The 20,860-nt window shown below is 38.1% G+C and carries 16 protein-coding genes; 11 read left to right on the top strand and 5 right to left on the bottom strand.

Features of this window, described 5'->3' with window-relative positions:
• Positions 1-206 (top strand): hypothetical protein (locus A9G31_RS11835; protein ID WP_176700345.1); only part of this gene is annotated, 206 nt, incomplete at its 5' end.
• Positions 207-603: 397 nt separating this feature from the next.
• On the opposite strand, the gene ubiA is transcribed toward A9G31_RS11835, so the two are convergent.
• The 5 genes from ubiA to A9G31_RS07960 form a co-directional block, all read right to left on the bottom strand.
• Complete coding sequence (ubiA, locus tag A9G31_RS07980) at positions 604-1,443, bottom strand: 4-hydroxybenzoate octaprenyltransferase (protein WP_065561200.1); 840 nt, start codon at positions 1,441-1,443, stop codon at positions 604-606.
• Positions 1,444-1,569: 126 nt separating this feature from the next.
• Complete coding sequence (locus A9G31_RS07975; protein WP_065561199.1) at positions 1,570-2,151, bottom strand: TorD/DmsD family molecular chaperone; 582 nt, start codon at positions 2,149-2,151, stop codon at positions 1,570-1,572.
• A gap of 42 nt (positions 2,152-2,193) precedes the next feature.
• Complete coding sequence (locus tag A9G31_RS07970; RefSeq protein ID WP_065561198.1) at positions 2,194-3,033, bottom strand: dimethyl sulfoxide reductase anchor subunit family protein; 840 nt, start codon at positions 3,031-3,033, stop codon at positions 2,194-2,196.
• A gap of 1 nt (position 3,034) precedes the next feature.
• Positions 3,035-3,649, bottom strand: coding sequence for a DMSO/selenate family reductase complex B subunit (locus A9G31_RS07965; RefSeq protein WP_065561197.1), 615 nt, complete (start codon positions 3,647-3,649; stop codon positions 3,035-3,037).
• 2 nt (positions 3,650-3,651) lie between these two features.
• Positions 3,652-6,123, bottom strand: a complete 2,472-nt coding sequence (locus A9G31_RS07960; RefSeq protein ID WP_065561196.1) for a DMSO/selenate family reductase complex A subunit — start codon at positions 6,121-6,123, stop codon at positions 3,652-3,654.
• Positions 6,124-6,475: 352 nt separating this feature from the next.
• On the opposite strand from A9G31_RS07960, the gene parE reads away from it, so the two are divergent.
• The 10 genes from parE to tuf all read left to right on the top strand — a co-directional run.
• Positions 6,476-8,365, top strand: coding sequence for a DNA topoisomerase IV subunit B (gene parE / locus A9G31_RS07955; protein ID WP_034913362.1), 1,890 nt, complete (start codon positions 6,476-6,478; stop codon positions 8,363-8,365).
• 27 nt (positions 8,366-8,392) lie between these two features.
• Positions 8,393-10,621, top strand: coding sequence for a DNA topoisomerase IV subunit A (gene parC / locus A9G31_RS07950; RefSeq protein ID WP_065561195.1), 2,229 nt, complete (start codon positions 8,393-8,395; stop codon positions 10,619-10,621).
• A 1-nt stretch (position 10,622) separates the two neighbouring features.
• On the top strand, positions 10,623-11,468 hold the full coding sequence (gene djlA / locus A9G31_RS07945; RefSeq protein WP_065561194.1) for a co-chaperone DjlA: 846 nt from the start codon (positions 10,623-10,625) through the stop codon (positions 11,466-11,468).
• Between the two features lie 14 nt (positions 11,469-11,482).
• A complete protein-coding gene (locus tag A9G31_RS07940; protein ID WP_065561201.1) occupies positions 11,483-12,925 on the top strand; it encodes a TrkH family potassium uptake protein in 1,443 nt (480 codons plus the stop codon).
• A 142-nt stretch (positions 12,926-13,067) separates the two neighbouring features.
• Positions 13,068-14,642: a TerC family protein gene (locus A9G31_RS07935; protein WP_065561193.1), complete on the top strand. Its 1,575-nt coding sequence runs from the start codon at positions 13,068-13,070 to the stop codon at positions 14,640-14,642.
• Between the two features lie 199 nt (positions 14,643-14,841).
• The gene (locus tag A9G31_RS07930) at positions 14,842-16,152 is read left to right on the top strand and encodes an NCS2 family permease (RefSeq protein WP_065561192.1); all 1,311 of its coding nucleotides are present in this window, start codon (positions 14,842-14,844) and stop codon (positions 16,150-16,152) included.
• 308 nt (positions 16,153-16,460) lie between these two features.
• Positions 16,461-16,835: a 30S ribosomal protein S12 gene (gene rpsL, locus A9G31_RS07925; protein ID WP_034883792.1), complete on the top strand. Its 375-nt coding sequence runs from the start codon at positions 16,461-16,463 to the stop codon at positions 16,833-16,835.
• Positions 16,836-16,934: 99 nt separating this feature from the next.
• Entirely contained in the window at positions 16,935-17,405 is a 471-nt protein-coding gene (rpsG, locus tag A9G31_RS07920; protein ID WP_034915550.1) for a 30S ribosomal protein S7, read from the top strand.
• A 113-nt stretch (positions 17,406-17,518) separates the two neighbouring features.
• Positions 17,519-19,621: an elongation factor G gene (gene fusA, locus A9G31_RS07915; RefSeq protein ID WP_034915554.1), complete on the top strand. Its 2,103-nt coding sequence runs from the start codon at positions 17,519-17,521 to the stop codon at positions 19,619-19,621.
• 68 nt (positions 19,622-19,689) lie between these two features.
• Positions 19,690-20,860, top strand: a 1,171-nt coding sequence (gene tuf / locus A9G31_RS07910) for an elongation factor Tu (RefSeq protein ID WP_065561191.1), incomplete at its 3' end; no start/stop codon positions are given.

The following is a 20,860-nucleotide window of genomic DNA, read 5'->3' as shown; positions in this document are numbered from 1 at the left end:
ATAACCACTTGGATATCGACGATAATTTTGCCGAATATATGGCCGATGATGTGACCGAAGATGTTGTCGAAGAATCCGCCGACAGCATCGCCAGTAAAGACCCCGATGACGGCGTCGATTCCGCTACGCGAAATGACTTCGATGATGAAAATAACTGTGGCGCCCTACTTTGGCTACCGTGCGAATCAATAAGATTTAGGGCATAGGTTTGGCAGGCCAGATGCCAGATGCCAACCATGGTAATGCATTTTTATTTCCTTGTCAAGTAATTTATTGTTTTTTATGAACTTTTATATCCATTCGCCTGATTTTTGAGCGATTCCTTGCCTGAATAAGCTTAAAAATTATAACTTGGTGATAAATAATCCGCCACTTTTTTTGTTAATTTATTGTAAGGAATTGTTAAGGGGTAAGTTTGGGGTTTGTTTTGTTTGGGTGCGGTGGTTTCGGACGTTTGAGCTTTGGGTGATAAAAATAGCTGTTGTGAACACGTCCGAAACCACCGCACTAATCCCATTTCATGCACTAACAAAAAAAGGATTATTTTGATAAAAAAATCAGTCAAGAAAGATATTGATTTTATTGAAGTTTTTCAATCGCTTTTTAAGCGATTTTTAAACTAAAAATCACTCCCAAAAAGACAATAATTCCAACATAATTATTATTTAAAAAAGCTCGAAAACAGCATTTTCGTTCTCGATTTTTGATTAACCATTGTTGGTAAATAAATAACATGGCAACAAGTAATAAAGCAATATAAAAAACCAATGATAATTGGTTGATGATGCCAACCATAAATAACCCAATCATCGTTAATACCTGCAATATTCCAATAATTAACTTATCGTACCGCCCAAATAAAATGGCGGTGGATTTTATGCCTATTTTTATATCGTCATTGCGATCCACCATCGCATATTCCGTGTCATAAGCAATTATCCAACAGATATTAGCCAAGCAAAGTAACCAACAAGTGAAAGGGAATTGCTCTATAATGGCTGCATATGCCATAGGAATCCCCCAACTAAAGGCAATGCCTAAAGTGACTTGCGGTAAGTGGGTATAGCGCTTCATAAACGGGTAAATCATTGCTGTTAGTAAGGCTATGCATGCAATAAGCCAAGATAGCTTATTTAAAGTAAGCAATAGGCAAAGAGCAATAAATAATAGGATAAATAAGGTCCATAATGCGCTTTTTTCGGTCAATGCACCTCGAGCTAGTGGACGGTTTTTTGTGCGTTCGACGTGAGCATCAAAATGACGATCGGCATAGTCGTTAACAACGCATCCTGCTGCCCGCATGATGATTACCCCTAAAATAAAAATAAGCGTGATATAGGTGTACGGTTGACCTGTTAGCCATATTGCCCAAAGCGTTGGCCAAAGTAGTAGTAAGGTGCCGATCGGTTTGTCTAACCGCATTAGTTGTATATACGCTAACATAAAATGATATTTGCTATTTAAAATAATAAGTGATTATACCTTGTTACTTAAAACCTGCAATGCGCGCTATCATCAACAAAGTTTGTTAGGTAAAGGTTTGTTAGCTAAAAGACTGTAATGAAAAAGTCAGATTATGCGCAGATACTGCTGTGCAATCACAGCTAATGCTCGATAAAATGGGCTTATCTCATTTTGCCTTAATTTTTCTAAGTAGGCTGAAGACCAAATCAATAAATGTTCATCAAGTAACTGTTTTGCTATTTTGGGTTTGTCCTTTTCTTGCAATATGGCATAAGCCATTAGCATTAATCCAAATTGGTCTTCAGGTTCGTTGATGCCAGTATTGAGAATTAATCCGTGTTGCTGTAAAAATTGACGATAGCGCTCTTGCGATTCGCCCATTAATAATTGCTCCTGATCTAAATAGACCGATCCCCATGGTGGCGCAGGCATGATACCCTGCCCTTCAAATAATAATGAAAATTGGTAATTAAGTTCTGGATTGTTGATTTGATTGGCAATTATTTGGCATTGTTCACCAATAAGCACAGTATTTTGCCAGTTAGCGATATGCTCAATTTGGCATAAGGTATCAATGAGTGGTTTAACTGTTTGGTGATCAGGTGGATAATAAAAAAAAGCACCTAATACTTTGGCTAAAATGGTGGATGTAAGTTTATCTAGATGCGTTACTTGGTTATTTTTCATTAAATCGCTACCTGACTATAAGTATATCGTATTGATGATGCATTACATCGGAATTGTCCATAAGTTATAAAATGCAATACGCCCACTGATTTCGCCAATGAAGATACCAATAAAAGCAAAGCTATAAATGATCGTTGCATGCCGTTTTTGCCAAATGTTGATAGTCATTAATATCAATGCCATGATTAATAGTATGCATTCGGTTATCATCCAACTATGTTGTTGATGAGTGAGCTCTGGTGCGATTGTGGTCATTAAGTTGGCATAAGGCACTTTCAAAAAAATAATAAATAAGCTTCCTATCACACAAGCTATACAACCAAGCCGCGGTAGTCCTAATAGCGCAATAGCAACGCCCCCTAAAGCTAGCATGGCGGTGTACATTTGTATAGCGGTGTAATAGGTGTTCCATGTTTTTACGGTCGGTAGCATATAGGTTAATACGATAGTCCAAACAAAAAATAGGCTAATGATAATTAAAAGTGTCGCCAATATTTGGTCTAAATATGGAATGTGCTTGAGCTGTAAACAAATTTTTTTGATTATTTTTAATTTATTGGTATTTGGATGTTGTGCATAATAGTTTATTAGCACCCATGCAAAGGTGACACCGAATAATACGCCAAAGGTGAAAATTTCATTACTCATTGGTGATCGCCCAATACCAAATATCACATTTAACGCACGCAAGGGCTTACCTAAGTGAAACGAGGCTATCGCCATACCTATAGCCATAAAAACTAGAGCGGTTATATTGATTTTTTGGATGATAATACTCCGATTTGGGTCACGATTAACTAAATAAAATAACCCTCCTAACCATACCATGCCAGCGGATAACTGCCCAAATACAGTAAAAAAAACTAATGGTAATTCATGCATGTTAAACCTCCTCAGGGTTGAGTATTTGTCCTAATGTATCGCCCGAGACTTTCGCTTGTGGATGAGGTTTGATAACAATGTTTGGTTTGGTTAGGTTTTCGTTTGGTAACGGAGCAATATTTCGTTCATTGCCATGTCGCTGACGCAGTTTTTCAATTTCGTCAAAATCTAATGCTCTCTGTGGACAGGATTCGACACAAACGGGTTTTAGCCCTTGTTCGACACGTTCATAACAGCCGTCGCATTTTGACATAACCTTTTTTTGATGATCAAACTGTGGCGCACCATATGGACAACGCATTTCGCAATATCGGCAACCAATACAGACATCTTGATTAACTACAACTAGCCCATCTTGTTTGCGTTTATGCATTGCACCCGTTGGGCAACCTTGTACACAAGTAGGCTGTTCACAATGGTTACAGGAAATCGATAAATAATAAGTAAAGCTATCATTTTGCCAAATACCATCAACTTGTTGCCATGTACCTCCGCCATATTCATAAACTCGGCGAAAATGAACGCCTAATGCGTTGTCTTTTTCGTCTTTGCAACTAAGTTGGCAGGTTTTACATCCTGTACATTTTGAAGAATCGATATAAAATCCATATTGCATTTTTATTGCCCCCCTGTTACAGGCAATGTCGTTGATGCAGCCGATAATGGTTTAACATCAACCAAATTAGTATGTTGTGAGTTTGATTTAGCCAACACACTTGGACGCAACGAAGTTAAGCGGTTAATACATCCGCCAATATCAACCCCTGATGCATTAGTTTTGGCCCACATACCTTGAGGTATTGCAAGCACACCTGGTAATATTCGTGGTGTAACTTTGGCAGGAATATAAAGCCGACCGCGATCGTTGTAAACCTCAACTAATTGACCATGTTTAATTTGCCTTTGTTTGGCATCAAATGGATTAATCCAAAGGCTATTGGCTACTGCTTCACGTAGTTGTGGTAAGTTGCTGTAAGTAGAATGGCAATGCCCTTTGGTATGAAAACCTATAAGTTGCAATGGGTATTTTTCGCGTTTTGATTTATCTTCACTCCCTTCAATGGCAGGTAAATAGGCAGGAATAGGGTGAAGAAAATCCTCTGGATCGAGTTCCCATTCATTGGCGATAGTAGCTAATGCTTCTGAATAGATTTCTATTTTTCCTGATGGTGTATTTAATGGGTTTTTAATAGGATCGTCTCGAAAGGCTTTTAGTGCAATCTGGGTATCGCTATCCGCTAGCTTGCGATCAATAACGCCCATACCATCAGTATTGGCAAAAGGTGGTAAATGGGTTTCACTTTTGCGTAATTTTTCATAACAGTAGGCTATCCAATCTTCTTGCGTTCTCCCTTCGGTAAATTTGTCTTTTACGCCCATAATTTTGGACAGATCAGTTAATACTTCATAAGCTGGGCGGTTTTCCCAAAGTGGTGTTATTGCGCGTTGCATACGGATAAGGTAGTGATAAGCACCCGATGCATAAGAGTTATTAATCAAATCGTTACTTTCAACCGATGAAACATCGGGCAAGACTAAGTCTGCATATTTTGCCGAGGCGGTCATATGTGTATCCCAAACAAGAATAAACTCACATTTAGACTCGTCTTGCAAAATTTGGTGTGTTCGATTTAGGTCAGCATGCTGATTACCAATTACATTGCTAGCATAGCTCCAGAGGAATTTTATTCCAACATCAAGTTTATTTTTATTGAGTAAATAGGCATTTTTGGCAGTCATACTAAGTGGATCTTCAATTGCTTTAGTCCACAAAAAGAAGGGAATGCTAGTTTTTATTGGATTAGGAATGCTTAAGCTTGGAACAGGATAAGTAACACTGCCTCCCCATGTACCAATATTAGTGCCTGGTTTACCAAATTGACCAGTGATAATTGGCAATATCATAATCGCCCTTGTGGTATGTTCACCATTTTGCCAACGCTGCGCTCCCCAACCTTGAGAAATCCAAGCAGCTTTAGCATTCACTATATCCATCGCAAGTTTGCGAATTTGCATAGCTGAAATGCCTGTTTTTTTCGCTGCCCATTCTGGTGTTTTAGGCGTTCTATCGTCACCCAATCCGAGAATATAAGATTTAAAATCACTAAAAGGCGGTGCACTGTCAGGCAATGAATCAGCGTTCCAACCGACACAATATTGATTGAGCATCGCATCATCAATACGATCTTCTTCAAGTAAAGCATAGATAATTGCAGCAACTAAAGCAGCATCAGTTCCGGGAATAATCGGGATCCACTCCGCATTATAACCGACAACACTTTCACTACGTCTTGGATCAATAATAATTACTCTTGCCTTACTTTGTGATAATGCATTAAATAGCTCTGTAACTTGCCCACCGCCAGACATGCGAGTTTCGGCAATATTCTGCCCAAACATCACGACTAAATCAGAGTGCTTTATTTGATCAATCAATGACTCTTTAGCATTACCATAAATATAAGGCCGAATAGCTGTTATCTGTCCACTTGAATAGTCACCATGATAATTAAGATAACCACCAATAGTACTTAAAAATCGCTTACAGGCACTGCGCCCTGAAATATTTGCACCTGTTGTACCTGTTCCATATTGATAATAAATTGCCTCATTACCATAATTATTAATGGTATATTTGAGTTTATCTGCTAATAAATTAATAGCCTCATCCCACGAAATTCGTTTAAATTTACCTTCACCACGCTTACCAATCCGTAACATTGGATATTTTAAGCGCTCAGGATCGTAAGTGCGCCATCGAACTGAGCGTCCACGCAAACAAGGGCGAATTTGGTGCTGACCAAAAGTTGGTTCATGAATGCCGTCTTCTGATGATATTTTGGTGATAATATCGTTTTTGACATGGACTTTTAAAGGACAACGACTACCACAGTTTACTAAACAAGCACTATATACAATTTTTTCTTCATCTGTGGAATTAGTAGGGATTATGCTACTTTTAGCATTAGTTTTTGGATCTGCATAGACAAAAGGTAGCTGCATATTATTCGTTAGCGCTGCCACACCTGCTATGGTTAATGATTTCTGTAAAAAATTACGTCGACTTATTTTATGTTCGGACTTACTCATCAAATTCCCTTAATTTTTTTATGGGACTTATTTATCATAATACTAAAAATGTGATAAAAAAAACGAAAAAAGTCAAATATAGCAGAGAAATTACAACAATTAAGTTAAATAAGAATTATTCTTAAATATAAAAAGAAATAGCTCATCCCCAATATCGTTATTTACGCTGCTCCATACTAATTTACTTTTTGTTATACAATTAATTTTCCAGCAATAAAAATAAATAATCTTTGCTAACCAATACAATAGTTGAATTGATGATTTTAACTTAAACGCCTTGACCATTGACCTTGGTCTTATTGAACAAAGATTGGTATAATAGCTGTCATTTATTCGAATAAATAGAAAAACTATGTCGCAATCTACTTATAATGCCGTTGATATTGAAGTCTTAAAAGGGCTTGATCCAGTTCGTCATCGACCTGGAATGTACACTGACACAAGCCGACCAAACCATTTAGGGCAAGAAGTCATTGATAACAGTGTTGATGAAGCTATCGCAGGTCATGCTCGTAAAGTTAAGGTTACTCTTTTTCAAGATAATTCACTAGAAGTTATCGACGATGGGCGAGGAATGCCGGTTGATATTCACCCTGAAGAAGGTGTACCCGCGATTGAATTATTGCTTTGTCGTTTACATGCTGGCGGAAAGTTCTCGAACAAAAATTACCAATTTTCAGGTGGTTTACACGGTGTAGGTATTTCGGTAGTCAATGCATTATCAAAACGTGTTGAAGTTACAGTTCATCGTGATGGACAAGTGTACGAAATAGCTTTTGAAAACGGTAATAAAGTTGAAGATCTGCATATTACGGGCACTTGTGGTCGTCGTAATACAGGTACCAAAGTTCATTTTTGGCCTGACGAAAAATATTTTGATTCGCCTAGATTTTCTGTCCCACGCTTATCACATCTACTAAAAGCTAAAGCGGTGCTTTGTCCTGGTCTTGAAATTATTTTTAAAGATGAAATCAATAATACCGAACAACGTTGGTGTTATGAAGATGGCCTAAAAGATTATCTAATGGAATCTGTCAGCGGTTACTCTCTTTTACCTGAAACGCCTTTTACAGGTAATCATACTGGCGAAACAGAAGCCGTAGAATGGGCACTGCTTTGGATGCCCGAAGGTGGAGAGTTATTAACTGAAAGTTACGTTAACTTAATCCCAACCGTACAAGGCGGTACCCATGTTAATGGTTTACGTCAAGGATTATTAGACGCAATGCGTGAGTTTTGTGAGTTTCGCAATTTGTTACCACGAGGATTAAAATTAACCGCCGATGATATATGGGAACGCTGTGCCTATGTTATTTCAGTCAAAATGCAAGAGCCTCAGTTTGCGGGTCAAACTAAAGAACGCTTATCATCGCGCCAAAGTGCGGCATTTGTTTCGGCTATTGTGAAAGATGCATTTAGTCTTTGGTTGAATCAAAATGTACAAATAGCCGAATTACTAGCTGAAATGGTAATTTCAAGTGCACAAAAACGCTTAAAAGCGTCCAAAAAAGTCATTCGAAAGAAATTAACCAGTGGTCCAGCATTACCAGGCAAATTGGCCGATTGCTCATCACAAGACTTAAGTCGTACTGAACTTTTTTTAGTGGAAGGCGATTCTGCAGGAGGTTCGGCTAAACAAGCGCGAGATCGTGAATATCAAGCCATTATGCCTCTTAAAGGCAAAATCTTAAACACATGGGAAGTCTCGTCCGATGAAGTACTCGGCTCACAAGAAATCCATGATATTTCTGTTGCTATAGGTATCGATCCAGATAGCGATGATTTAAGCCAATTACGTTATGGTAAAATCTGTATTTTAGCCGATGCCGACTCAGATGGACTACATATTGCAACATTACTTTGTGCTTTATTTGTTCGGCACTTTCGTACCATGGTTGAACATGGGCATGTCTTTGTTGCTATGCCGCCGCTTTACCGCATCGATTTAGGAAAAGAAGTTCATTACGCCCTAGATGAAGAAGAAAAAGAAGGCATTTTAGAACAGCTTAAACGTAAAAAAGGCAAACCCAATGTGCAGCGCTTTAAAGGTCTAGGTGAAATGAATCCACTACAACTACGCGAAACAACAATGGATCCCAATACGCGTCGTTTAGTGCAGCTTTCGCTTGATGATGCTGAGCAAACGATGGCATTAATGGATATGCTACTTGCTAAAAAGCGCTCAGAAGATCGCCGCGAATGGTTACAAGAAAAAGGCGATCAAGTTGAACTTGATGTCTAACAAACAGAATGATTTAGAGGAACAATAATGAGTGAGATAACTCATGACGGAGTAGAAATCCAGTCGTTACGCACTTTTACCGAAAGTGCCTATTTAAACTACTCAATGTATGTCATTATGGATCGTGCCTTGCCATTTATTGGAGATGGCTTAAAACCAGTGCAACGACGCATTGTTTATGCTATGTCTGAATTAGGACTTAACGCACAAGCCAAATTTAAAAAATCTGCGCGTACCGTCGGGGATGTGCTTGGTAAATATCATCCTCATGGTGATAGTGCCTGTTATGAAGCGATGGTGCTCATGGCGCAACCATTTTCATATCGCTATCCATTAGTTGATGGGCAAGGTAACTGGGGGGCTCCTGATGATCCTAAATCATTCGCCGCTATGCGTTACACTGAATCACGTTTGTCAAAATATGCCGAACTACTATTAGGTGAACTAGGACAAGGAACGGTTGATTATACGCCTAACTTTGATGGTACTTTACAAGAACCTAAAATGTTACCGGCTAGATTACCCAACATTTTATTAAATGGGACAACAGGTATCGCGGTCGGCATGGCAACTGATATACCGCCTCATAACCTCCATGAAGTCGCGAATGCGGCAATTATGCTTGCTGATAACCCCAATGCGACGATCAACGAAGTAATGGCTCACATACAAGGCCCCGATTTCCCAACAGAAGCTGAAATTATTACTTCACCAGAAGACATAGCGAAAATCTATAAAACGGGGCGTGGTTCAATCCGTATGCGTGCTGTTTGGAAGAAAGAAGAAGGTGATATTGTAATTACAGATCTGCCTCATCAAGTTTCGGGTGCTAAAATCTTAGAACAAATAGCTTCTCAGATGCGAGCCAAAAAACTACCTTTAATTGAAGATTTACGTGATGAGTCTGATCACGAAAATCCAACTCGTCTGGTCATTGTGCCACGTTCAAATCGAGTAGATTTAGAGCAAGTGATGAATCATCTATTTGCCACAACCGATCTCGAAAAAAGTTATCGGGTTAATATGAATATGATTGGGCTTGATAATCGCCCATCAGTAAAAGGCTTAGTTGAAATTCTAACTGAATGGTTAGAGTATCGAAAAAATACCGTCACTCGACGTTTAAATTACCGTTTAGATAAAATATTAAAACGACTCCATATTCTCGATGGCTTATTAATTGCTTTTTTAAATATTGATGAAGTTATCGAAATTATTCGTCACGAAGATGAACCTAAACAAGAATTAATTAATCGTTTTGCCTTAACTGAAATACAAGCCGAAGCGATTTTAGAGTTAAAACTCCGCCACTTAGCCAAACTTGAAGAGATGCGCATTAAAGGCGAACAAAGTGAGCTTGCAAAAGAGCGTGATCATCTGCAAGCTTTGTTAGCTTCGCCTAAAAAATTGAGTAATTTAATTAAAAAAGAGCTAAAAGAGGATGCTGAAAAATATGGCGATGACCGTCGTTCTCCAATTGTTGAACGTAGTGAAGCTAAAGCTATTAGTGAACAAGAGTTAACACCATCTGAACCTGTTACTGTCGTTTTATCTGAAATGGGTTGGGTAAGAACAGCAAAAGGTCATGATATTGATCCTACTGGTTTAAGTTATAAATCCGGTGATAGTTTTAAAGCTGCCGCCAAAGGCAAAAGTAATCAACCTGTTATTTTCATCGATTCAACGGGACGTAGTTATGCTATAGAACCAAACACGTTACCATCAGCACGAAGTCAAGGCGAACCATTAACTGGTAAATTAGCACTACCCGCTGGTGCAACAGTTGAACATGTGCTCATGTCTCAAAATGATAACCAAAAATTATTACTTGCTTCAAGTGCTGGTTATGGATTTATTGGTCAATTTAGTGATTTGGTTGCTCGCAATCGTAATGGTAAAGCAATTATTAATTTGCCTAAAGAATCTAAAATATTACCACCAATTGAAATCACATCTGAAGATAGTTTACTACTATCAATTACCAAAGCAGGACGAATGCTCATATTTCCTGTAAAAGATTTACCTGAACTTGCTAAAGGTAAAGGAAATAAAATTGTATCACTTTCAGGTGCTGATGACTGCCTTGCTTATACTCTATTAATTACACAAGACACTTCAATAACGTTATATGTTGGTAAACGCAAACTTACATTATATCCTGCTGATTTACAAAAATTTAAGGCAGAGCGAGCACGAAAAGGTACACCATTACCGAGAGGTTTACAAAAGATAGATAAAATAGAGGTGAACGAATAATATGTCTTTTATCTGGGCAATAATTGCAGGCTTTGTTTTGAGCACTGTATTAAAAACAGGATGGGGATTTATTCTTGGGCTTTTTGTTGGGCCAATGCTTTACCGTACGTTTTGTAATAAATTGACCGAACAAAGAACACAAGCAAATCCAACACTTTATTTAACTGTTGTTTTTGAAGTTCTAGGTCACTTAAGTAAAGCTAAAGGGGTCGTCACACAAGATGATATTAATCTTGCCAGTCAATTTATGGATAGATTACAACTTGACCGAAACGGCCGAAAACTAGCACAAGATTCATTTAATAATGGTAAAGCAAGTAACTACCCACTAAGATCTCGTTTGGCTGAGCTATACGCACAATATCGTTTTCGACGTAATGTGTTAAATATTTTTTGTGAGCAATTGATCCAAGCCGCATTAGTTGATGGCGTTTTAGACGAAAAAGAACAACAAATTTTATTTATTGTGGCTGAAGAATTTAATATTCCACGTCAACAAATGGCAATATATATCCAAATGATGATGGGAAGTTATCACTTCCGTCAAAATGGCTATAGTAACCAACACGGACAACGAGGCCAATACCAACGCAGTAATAATTATGGAAATTATCAAGGTCGCTCACCACAATCCGACCTACAAAATGCTTACAAAATTTTAGGTGTTGCAGCTACAGCTGAAATCTCAGAAATAAAAAGAGCTTATCGTAAATTAATGAATGAGCATCATCCTGATAAGTTAGTATCGAAAGGCTTACCGAAAGAGATGCTTGAAGCCGCCAAAAAACGTGCACAAGAGATTCAAGCGGCCTATGATCTTATCAAAGCATCACGTGGATTTAAGTAGAGACTATCATCATGATGCATTGGCGATCAATTTTACGAATTATCGGTTTATTAGTATCCCTATTATCGATATTCATGTTATTACCAGCACTTGTTGCATTAATCTATCGCGATGGGGCTGGTGCAATTTTCGTTCGCTCTTTTTTTGTTGCCTTAATTTTAGGAATTGCACTATGGTTTCCTAATCGTAATCATCGCCACGAGCTGAGCACACGTGAAGGCTTTTTTATCGTCGTACTATTTTGGGTTGTTCTAGGATCAATTGGCGCTTTTCCTTTTATTTTTGATACACATATTAATTTAAATTTAAATACTGCATTTTTTGAATCATTTTCAAGCTTAACCACAACAGGTGCCACCACAATTGTTAAGTTAGATCATCTACCTAAAGCTTTACTTTTCTATCGCCAATTATTGCAATGGCTTGGAGGGATGGGGATTATCGTGCTAGCTGTTGCTATCTTACCATTACTGGGGGTAGGGGGAATGCAACTTTATCGTGCCGAAATTCCCGGTCCGCAAAAAGACAGTAAAATGCGTCCACGTATTGCTGAAACAGCTAAAACACTTTGGTCAATTTATATTTTGCTAACAACGCTTTGTGCTATTTGTCTCTGGCTGGCTGGTATGAATGTATTTGATGCTGTGTCACATAGTTTCTCCACGATATCAATGGGAGGGTTTTCAACCCATGATGATAATTTAGCCTATTTTAACAGTCCAGTAATCAATTACATCGTCACCCTCTTTTTGATTTTATCCGGCTGTAATTTTGCGCTCCATTTTGCCGCACTAAGTGGCTTTTCGATTAAAGAGTACTGGCGTGATCAAGAGTTCAGAACATTTATATTTATTCTACTGATACTAGTTGCTATCTGCACAATTGTTATTTATTTCTATAAACCACACCGCCTGAGCATTGATAAAATTATTTTACAAGTGGTATCTATATCATCAACAGCAGGCTTTAGTGTCGATGATATCAACACATGGCCATCATCATTACCAATCTTTTTATTGTGCGCTTCATTTATTGGTGGTTGTGCGGGATCAACGGGTGGCGGTTTAAAAGTGGTTCGTGTGTTAATTTTGTTTATGCAAGGCTCACGTGAACTAAAGCGCCTTATTCATCCTAACGCTATTTATACTTTAAAATTAAATAATCGCGTGGTTTCTGAACGCATAATTGAAGCGATTTGGGGATTCTTTTCTGCATATACGTTGGTCTTTTTAGTTAGCTTATTTATTATTATGGCAACAGGCATTGATGCCACTGACTCTTTTTACATAGTAGCATCATCACTTAACAATTTAGGGGTCGGTCTTGGTAGTGTAAGTGATAATTTTGCTAGTGTTAGTGATATAGTAAAATGGGTAATGGTGGTTGACATGTTATTTGGGCGATTAGAAATATTTACCTTACTAGTTTTATTCACACCAACATTTTGGAAAAGCTAAATTTATACTGAAACATATAGTTAACGGAAAGTTTTTAACAGGATATGCAATTTTTATAAATATTTTATTGATTATTTGCTCAATTACAGACAGAATTACAACGCAGCATGTGCTGTATTTATTAGAGGTAATCACCTGACATATGGAATGGATCATGGATCCTACAATCTGGATTGGCTTATCCACTCTGGTTGTACTTGAAATCGTCCTTGGTATTGATAACATTGTTTTTATAGCCATTCTTGCCGAGAAACTTCCCCCCCAACAACGAGATAAAGCCCGCGTTACAGGTCTTGCTTTTGCATTAATCACTCGAATTTTATTATTAATGTTTACGGGTTGGTTAGTCACACTTACTACACCGCTATTTTCGATATCCGAGATCAGTTTTAATGCCCGACAACTAATTATGCTAATTGGTGGTATATTTTTGCTATTTAAAGCTACCATGGAGCTAAATGAACGCCTTGAAGGCACATCAAATGAAGATGGTAAACCTAAAAAGACATCCCACTTCTGGACTGTCGTTGCTCAAATAGTTGTACTTGATGCAGTGTTCTCGCTTGATTCAGTCATTACAGCTGTTGGAATGGTCGAACATATCCCAGTGATGATTATTGCCGTTTGTATAGCAATAGGTATTATGATGGTTGCAAGCAAACCATTGGCTAATTTTGTCAACGCCCATCCAACCATTGTGATCCTATGTTTGAGCTTCTTATTAATGATAGGATTTAGCCTTGTTGCCGAAGGTTTTGATTTTATTATTCCAAAAGGTTACTTATATGCGGCGATCGGTTTCTCAATCATGATTGAATTTTTTAATCAATTAGCCATACTAAATCGCCGTAAAGCATTAAATAAAAAACCGCTACGAGAACGTACTGCAGAAGCTATTTTACATCTACTAAAAGGTGATGCTGAGGAAGATCCAGATACTCATAATATTGATATCGTATCTGATACTAATAAAAAAGTATCAGTGTTTAATAATCAAGAACTCAGCATGGTTGAACGAGTACTTGGACTTGCACAGCGTTCGGTCAGTAGCATTATGACATCTCGACTTGATGTTGATATGGTCAATATTAATGACGATCGTGATGTTATAATAAAAGAAATTTTTGATAATCCTCATTCTCGTTTAGTTGTCACTGATAATGACTCAATTGATGAGCCTTTAGGTATTATCCAAGTTAATGACCTTTTAAAAGATGTACTACAAAGCAAAGCACCGATCGATATACACTCACTAATCAAACAACCTTTAATCTTTCCAGAAACCGTATCGTTACTGGTTGCATTAGAACAATTTAAAAAGGCCAAAACTCATTTTGCTTTTGTGGTTGATGAATTTGGTTCAATGCAGGGGGTTGTCTCGGTAACAGATATTATCGAAACCATTGCTGGTGATTTTCCAACAGAAGAAGAGGAAATTGATGCTAAACATGATATTCAATGTCTAGATGATAATAGCTGGATTGCTAATGGTTATATTCCAGTTGAAGAGCTAGTCCGTTTTGTACCAATACCGATCGATGATAAACGTGAATATCATACCCTAGCGGGGCTATTAATGGAAAAAGCTCAACATTTACTCAATGTTGGTGAAACCTTGCAAATTGGCGATTATTTATTTGAAGTAGCTGAAGTAGAAAGTCATAGAATTCTTAAAGTAAAAATCACGTTAAATAAACCTGATTCTGTAACATTATAATACAGCAAAGAGAAATAACTAGAATAACGCTTGACCAAAATAAATAACTAGCAATAATTGACGCTGGAAAATTTTTGTTTATTTGAAGGTGCGGAGTAAATACTCCTCATCTTTTTTATTTTTCCCCTTTAGTAAAAAATAGGTAAAACTGTTTATAAACTTTTACTCTTACTTATCAATCTAAATTAGGCCTAAACTTATGAAGTCAATATTCGAAAAAACCTTTCAATTGAAAGAGAAAAAAACAACTATCGGTACTGAAATTATCGCTGGTTGTACTACCTTTTTAACAATGGTTTATATCATCTTCGTGAATCCTTCCATCTTATCAGCAACAGGTATGGATACTTCTGCTGTTTTTGTTCTAACTTGTATCGTAACAGCCTTTGCTACCATTTTAATGGGGCTATTTGCCAATTTACCAATTGCATTAGCACCTGCCATGGGGCTTAACGTCTTTTTTGCCTATGGCATATGTGGGGCAATGGGCTATTCTTGGCAAATTGGTATGGGAGCGATATTTTGGGGTTCTTTAATCTTTTTTGCGTTATCACTATTTAAAGTTCGTCACTGGTTAATTGAACATATTCCACAATGTCTGCGTGTAGGTATTAGTGCAGGTATTGGACTATTTATTGCTTTTATGGGATTTCAAAATATGGGCATTGTAGTCGCTTCTCCTTCCACACTATTAACTATGGGGAATATCTTATCGCTTAAAGTCCTATTAGGATCACTAGGTTTTTTCATTATTGTTATTTTAGCGGCACGCAACTTTCATGCTGCTGTATTAATTTCGATTTTAGTAGTAACACTACTTGCACTATGGCTTGATCCAAATATCAGTTACCAAGGCATTGTGTCTATGCCACCTAGTGTAACTAGTGTTGTTGGCCATGTTGATCTGGCAGGTTCGTTAAATATTGGTATTATGGGTGTAATATTTTCAATAATGATTGTCAGCTTATTCGACTCATCAGGCACTATTTTAGCACTAACAGATAAAGCAGGCATTAGTGACGAAAAAGGTCGATTCCCCAAAATGCGTCAAGCGCTGTTAATTGATAGTTTTAGCTCCTCTTTAGGTGGATTATTTGGTACATCATCAGTGTTAACTTATATTGAAAGTTCCGCAGGTATCTCTGTGGGCGGTCGAACAGGATTAACCGCAGTAGTAGTTGGACTATTATTCTTATTGGTAGCCTTTTTCTCGCCACTGGCACATTTAGTACCTACCTATGCAACATCAGGCGCACTTATTTTTGTTGGCATTTTAATGGTTTCAAGCTTAGTTAAAGTTAACTGGTCTGACTTAACAGAGGCAACACCAGCTTTTATTACAGCAATTATGATGCCATTTGCCTTTGCAATTACTGAAGGGGTTGCACTAGGTTTTATCTCTTATGTAGTGTTAAAAACCTTTACTGGCAAATTTAAACAATTAAATCTTTGTGTAATAATTTTTGCTTTACTATTTGCTTTAAAATTTATTTTTATTGATCATCAATAAAAATGACTCCCCATCGTTACTTACGATGGGGAAATTTTTCTAAATACCTAACGCACTTATTGTGCTATACTCAGTACCTAATTATAAAAATTAAAATCTAGTGTCTTTCTATTAAAATAGCGACCGCCTTCGATAAACAATTAACACCAAGATCAAGAACTTATTGATCGCAAAAACTTGACATTATCTCCCCTGGAGTCTAGAATCTTGCGACCCAAAACTTATACACATAGGTTTTGGTCTACAGTTATTAATTACGTATCTAAAAAGCAATTTTAAATTTATTTTAATTAATCAGGAGCTTATTAATGGCAACAATTAATCAGCTGGTACGCAAACCAAGAGCACTAAAGGAAGCAAAAAGCAACGTTCCTGCCCTTGAAGCATGCCCGCAAAAACGCGGTGTTTGTACTCGTGTTTACACAACTACACCGAAAAAACCAAACTCAGCATTACGTAAAGTATGTCGTGTACGTTTAACTAACGGTTTTGAAGTTACTTCTTATATCGGTGGTGAAGGTCACAATCTACAAGAGCATAGCGTAATTTTAATCCGTGGTGGTCGTGTTAAAGACTTACCAGGTGTTCGTTACCACACTGTTCGCGGTGCATTAGACTGCGCAGGTGTTAAAGATCGCAAACAAAGCCGTTCTAAATACGGTGTTAAACGACCTAAAGCTTAATGGAACTCCGTTAAGTAAGGCCAAACTATATAATTCCATTTAACTCATTTGAGTTTTGGGTAAACCTGAAAATTTATAACATATAAACGGAGTATTCCAATGCCACGTCGTCATGTTGTCGGTCAAAGAAAAATTCTTCCTGATCCGAAGTTCGGTTCAGAGTTACTGGCGAAATTTGTAAATATTTTAATGATAGATGGTAAAAAATCTATCGCAGAATCAATCGTATATTCAGCTCTTGATAAATTAGCTGAGCGTAGTGGAAAAGACCACTTAGCAGCTTTTGAAGTTGCACTAGATAACGTAAGACCAACTGTAGAAGTTAAGTCTCGTCGCGTTGGTGGTTCTACATACCAAGTTCCTGTTGAAGTGCGTCCAGTTCGTCGTAATGCACTTGCAATGCGTTGGATTGTAGATGCTGCACGTAAACGTGGCGATAAATCAATGGCTTTACGCCTAGCGAATGAACTTATGGATGCTTTTGAAAACAAAGGTACCGCTGTGAAAAAACGCGAAGATGTTCATCGTATGGCTGAAGCTAATAGAGCGTTTGCACACTATCGTTGGTAATATTCGCACTTATAATTGTATAAGTGACTTGAATTAAGACTGATAGCCCTTATCTGCTATCGGTCACCAAAATGATGTTTTATTAAGCAAACGATTCTAAACAGAGGATTAATATGGCTCGTACAACCCCTATAGCACGCTACCGTAACATCGGTATCAGTGCACATATTGACGCAGGTAAAACAACAACGACTGAACGTATTTTGTTTTATACTGGCGTTAGTCACAAAATTGGTGAAGTTCATGATGGCGCAGCTACCATGGACTGGATGGAACAAGAACAAGAACGTGGTATTACTATCACATCTGCGGCAACAACAGCTTTCTGGTCTGGTATGGGTCAACAATTTGAACCACACCGTATCAACATCATCGACACCCCGGGACACGTTGACTTCACAATCGAAGTTGAACGTTCTATGCGTGTTCTTGATGGTGCAGTAATGGTTTACTGTGCGGTTGGTGGTGTTCAACCTCAATCAGAAACTGTATGGCGTCAAGCAAACAAATATAAAGTTCCACGTATTGCATTTGTCAACAAAATGGACCGTATGGGAGCTAACTTCTTACGTGTTGTTGATCAAATCAAAACTCGTTTAGCAGCGGTTCCAGTTCCTTTAGTTTTACCAATCGGTGCTGAAGAAGGATTTACTGGTGTTGTTGATTTACTTAAACGTAAAGCAATTAACTGGAATGATGCTGATCAAGGCGTAACATTTACTTATGAAGATGTGCCAGCTGATATGGTTGACCAAGTTGAAGAATGGCGTTCATTCTTAATGGAAACTGCAGCTGAAGCAAGCGAAGAGTTAATGGAAAAATACCTTGGTGGTGAAGAGTTAACTGAACAAGAAGTGAAAACAGCATTACGCGAACGCGTACTTGCCAACGAAATCATCTTAGTAACTTGTGGTAGTGCCTTTAAAAACAAAGGTGTGCAATTCATGCTTGATGCGGTTATTGAATATTTACCAGCACCAACTGATGTACCAGCAATCAAAGGTGAATTACCAAATGGTGAAGCTGCTGAACGTCACTCAAGTGATGATGAACCATTCTCATCATTAGCGTTCAAAATCGCAACAGACCCATTTGTTGGTAACTTAACATTCTTCCGTGTTTACTCTGGTGTTGTTAACTCTGGTGATACTGTTCTTAACTCTGTAAAAGATAAAAAAGAACGTTTTGGTCGTATCGTTCAGATGCACGCTAACAAACGTGAAGAAATTAAAGAAGTTCGCGCAGGGGACATTGCAGCAGCAATCGGTCTTAAAGATGTCACAACTGGTGATACACTTTGTGCTGAAAGCGCACCAATTATTCTTGAAAGAATGGAATTCCCTGAACCCGTAATTTCGGTTGCTGTTGAACCAAAAACTAAAGCTGACCAAGAAAAAATGGGTCTTGCTTTAGGTAGACTTGCTCAAGAAGACCCTTCATTCCGTGTTCACACTGATGAAGAATCAGGTCAAACTATTATTTCTGGTATGGGTGAGCTTCACTTAGAAATTATCGTTGACCGTATGAAACGTGAATTTAAGGTGGAAGCAAATGTCGGTAAACCACAAGTTGCTTACCGTGAAACAATTCGCAATGAAGTAGAACAAGAAGGTAAATTTGTTCGTCAGTCTGGTGGTCGTGGTCAGTACGGTCATGTATGGTTGAAAATCAAACCATTGGAAGCTGGTGGCGAAGGCTACAAATTCAACAATGAAATCGTTGGTGGTGTGGTTCCTAAAGAATACATCCCTGCAGTTGACAAAGGCTGTCAAGAACAAATGAAAAATGGTGTTCTTGCTGGTTACCCAATCGTTGATGTTGAAGTTACTATCTTTGATGGTTCTTACCATGATGTTGACTCATCAGAAATGGCATTTAAAATTGCCGGTTCAATGGCATTTAAAGACGGCTTCATGAAAGCTAAACCTGTGCTTTTAGAACCGATTATGAAAGTAGAAGTTGAAACTCCAGAAGATTATATGGGTGATGTTATCGGTGACTTAAACCGTCGTCGTGGTATGATCGAAGGAATGGAAGATACTGCAACTGGTAAAACAGTTAAAGCGCAAGTACCACTTTCAGAAATGTTTGGTTATGCAACAGACCTTCGTTCACAAACTCAAGGTCGTGCTTCTTACTCAATGGAGTTCTTGAAGTACAATGAAGCACCAACAAATATTGCAACCGCAATTATTGAAGCTCGTAAAGCAAAATAATTTTATCTAAATAAAGTAACGCTTCCCTTAATAACTTAAGGGAAGTGATTTAATAAAGGAACATTAAGATGTCTAAAGAAAAATTTGAACGTACAAAACCCCATCTAAACGTTGGTACAATCGGCCACGTTGACCACGGTAAAACAACTTTAACTGCTGCAATTACTTCTGTACTTGCTAAAAAATACGGCGGTCAAGCTCGTGCATTCGATCAAATCGATAACGCACCAGAAGAAAAAGCACGTGGTATCACCATCAACACTTCACACGTTGAATATGATACACCAACTCGTCACTATGCACACGTAGACTGCCCAGGCCATGCTGACTATGTTAAAAACATGATCACTGGTGCGGCACAAATGGACGGTGCTATCTTAGTAGTAGCAGCAACAGATGGTCCTATGCCACAAACTCGTGAACACATCCTTTTAGGTCGTCAAGTAGGTGTTCCTTACATCATCGTATTCTTAAATAAATGTGATATGGTTGATGACGAAGAGTTATTAGAATTAGTTGAAATGGAAGTACGTGAACTTCTATCTCAATATGATTTCCCTGGTGATGATACACCAGTAATTCGTGGTTCTGCGCTTAAAGCGTTAGAAGGCGATGCAGCATGGGAAGACAAAATTGTTGAATTAGCAGAAGCATTAGATAGCTACATTCCAGAACCAGAGCGTGATATCGACAAACCATTCCTATTACCAATTGAAGACGTATTCTCAATTTCAGGACGTGGTACAGTAGTAACTGGTCGTGTTGAACGCGGTGTAATCAAAGTTGGTGAAGAAGTTGAAATTGTTGGTATCAAACCAACTGCTAAAACAACTTGTACTGGTGTTGAAATGTTCCGTAAATTACTTGACGAAGGCCGTGCAGGTGAAAACGTTGGTGTATTACTACGAGGTACAAAACGTGAAGAAATCGAACGTGGTCAAGTACTTGCAAAACCAGGTTCAATCACACCACATACTGATTTCGAATCAGAAGTGTATATCTTAAGCAAAGATGAAGGTGGTCGTCACACTCCATTCTTCAAAGGTTACCGTCCACAGTTCTACTTCCGTACAACTGACGTAACTGGTACTATCGAATTACCAGAAGGCGTAGAAATGGTAATGCCTGGTGATAACATCAAAATGACAGTATCATTAATTCACCCAATCGCAATGGCAGACGGCTTACGTTTTGCGATTCGTGAAGGTGGTCGTACTGTTGGTGCAGGTGTTGTTGCTA

This window comes from Gilliamella sp. Gris1-4, from assembly GCF_001690335.1.
Lineage (GTDB): Bacteria > Pseudomonadota > Gammaproteobacteria > Enterobacterales > Orbaceae > Gilliamella > Gilliamella apicola_P.
The sequence above is the reverse complement of the archived record's forward strand: the minus strand, read 5'-3'. Positions and strand labels throughout refer to the sequence as shown.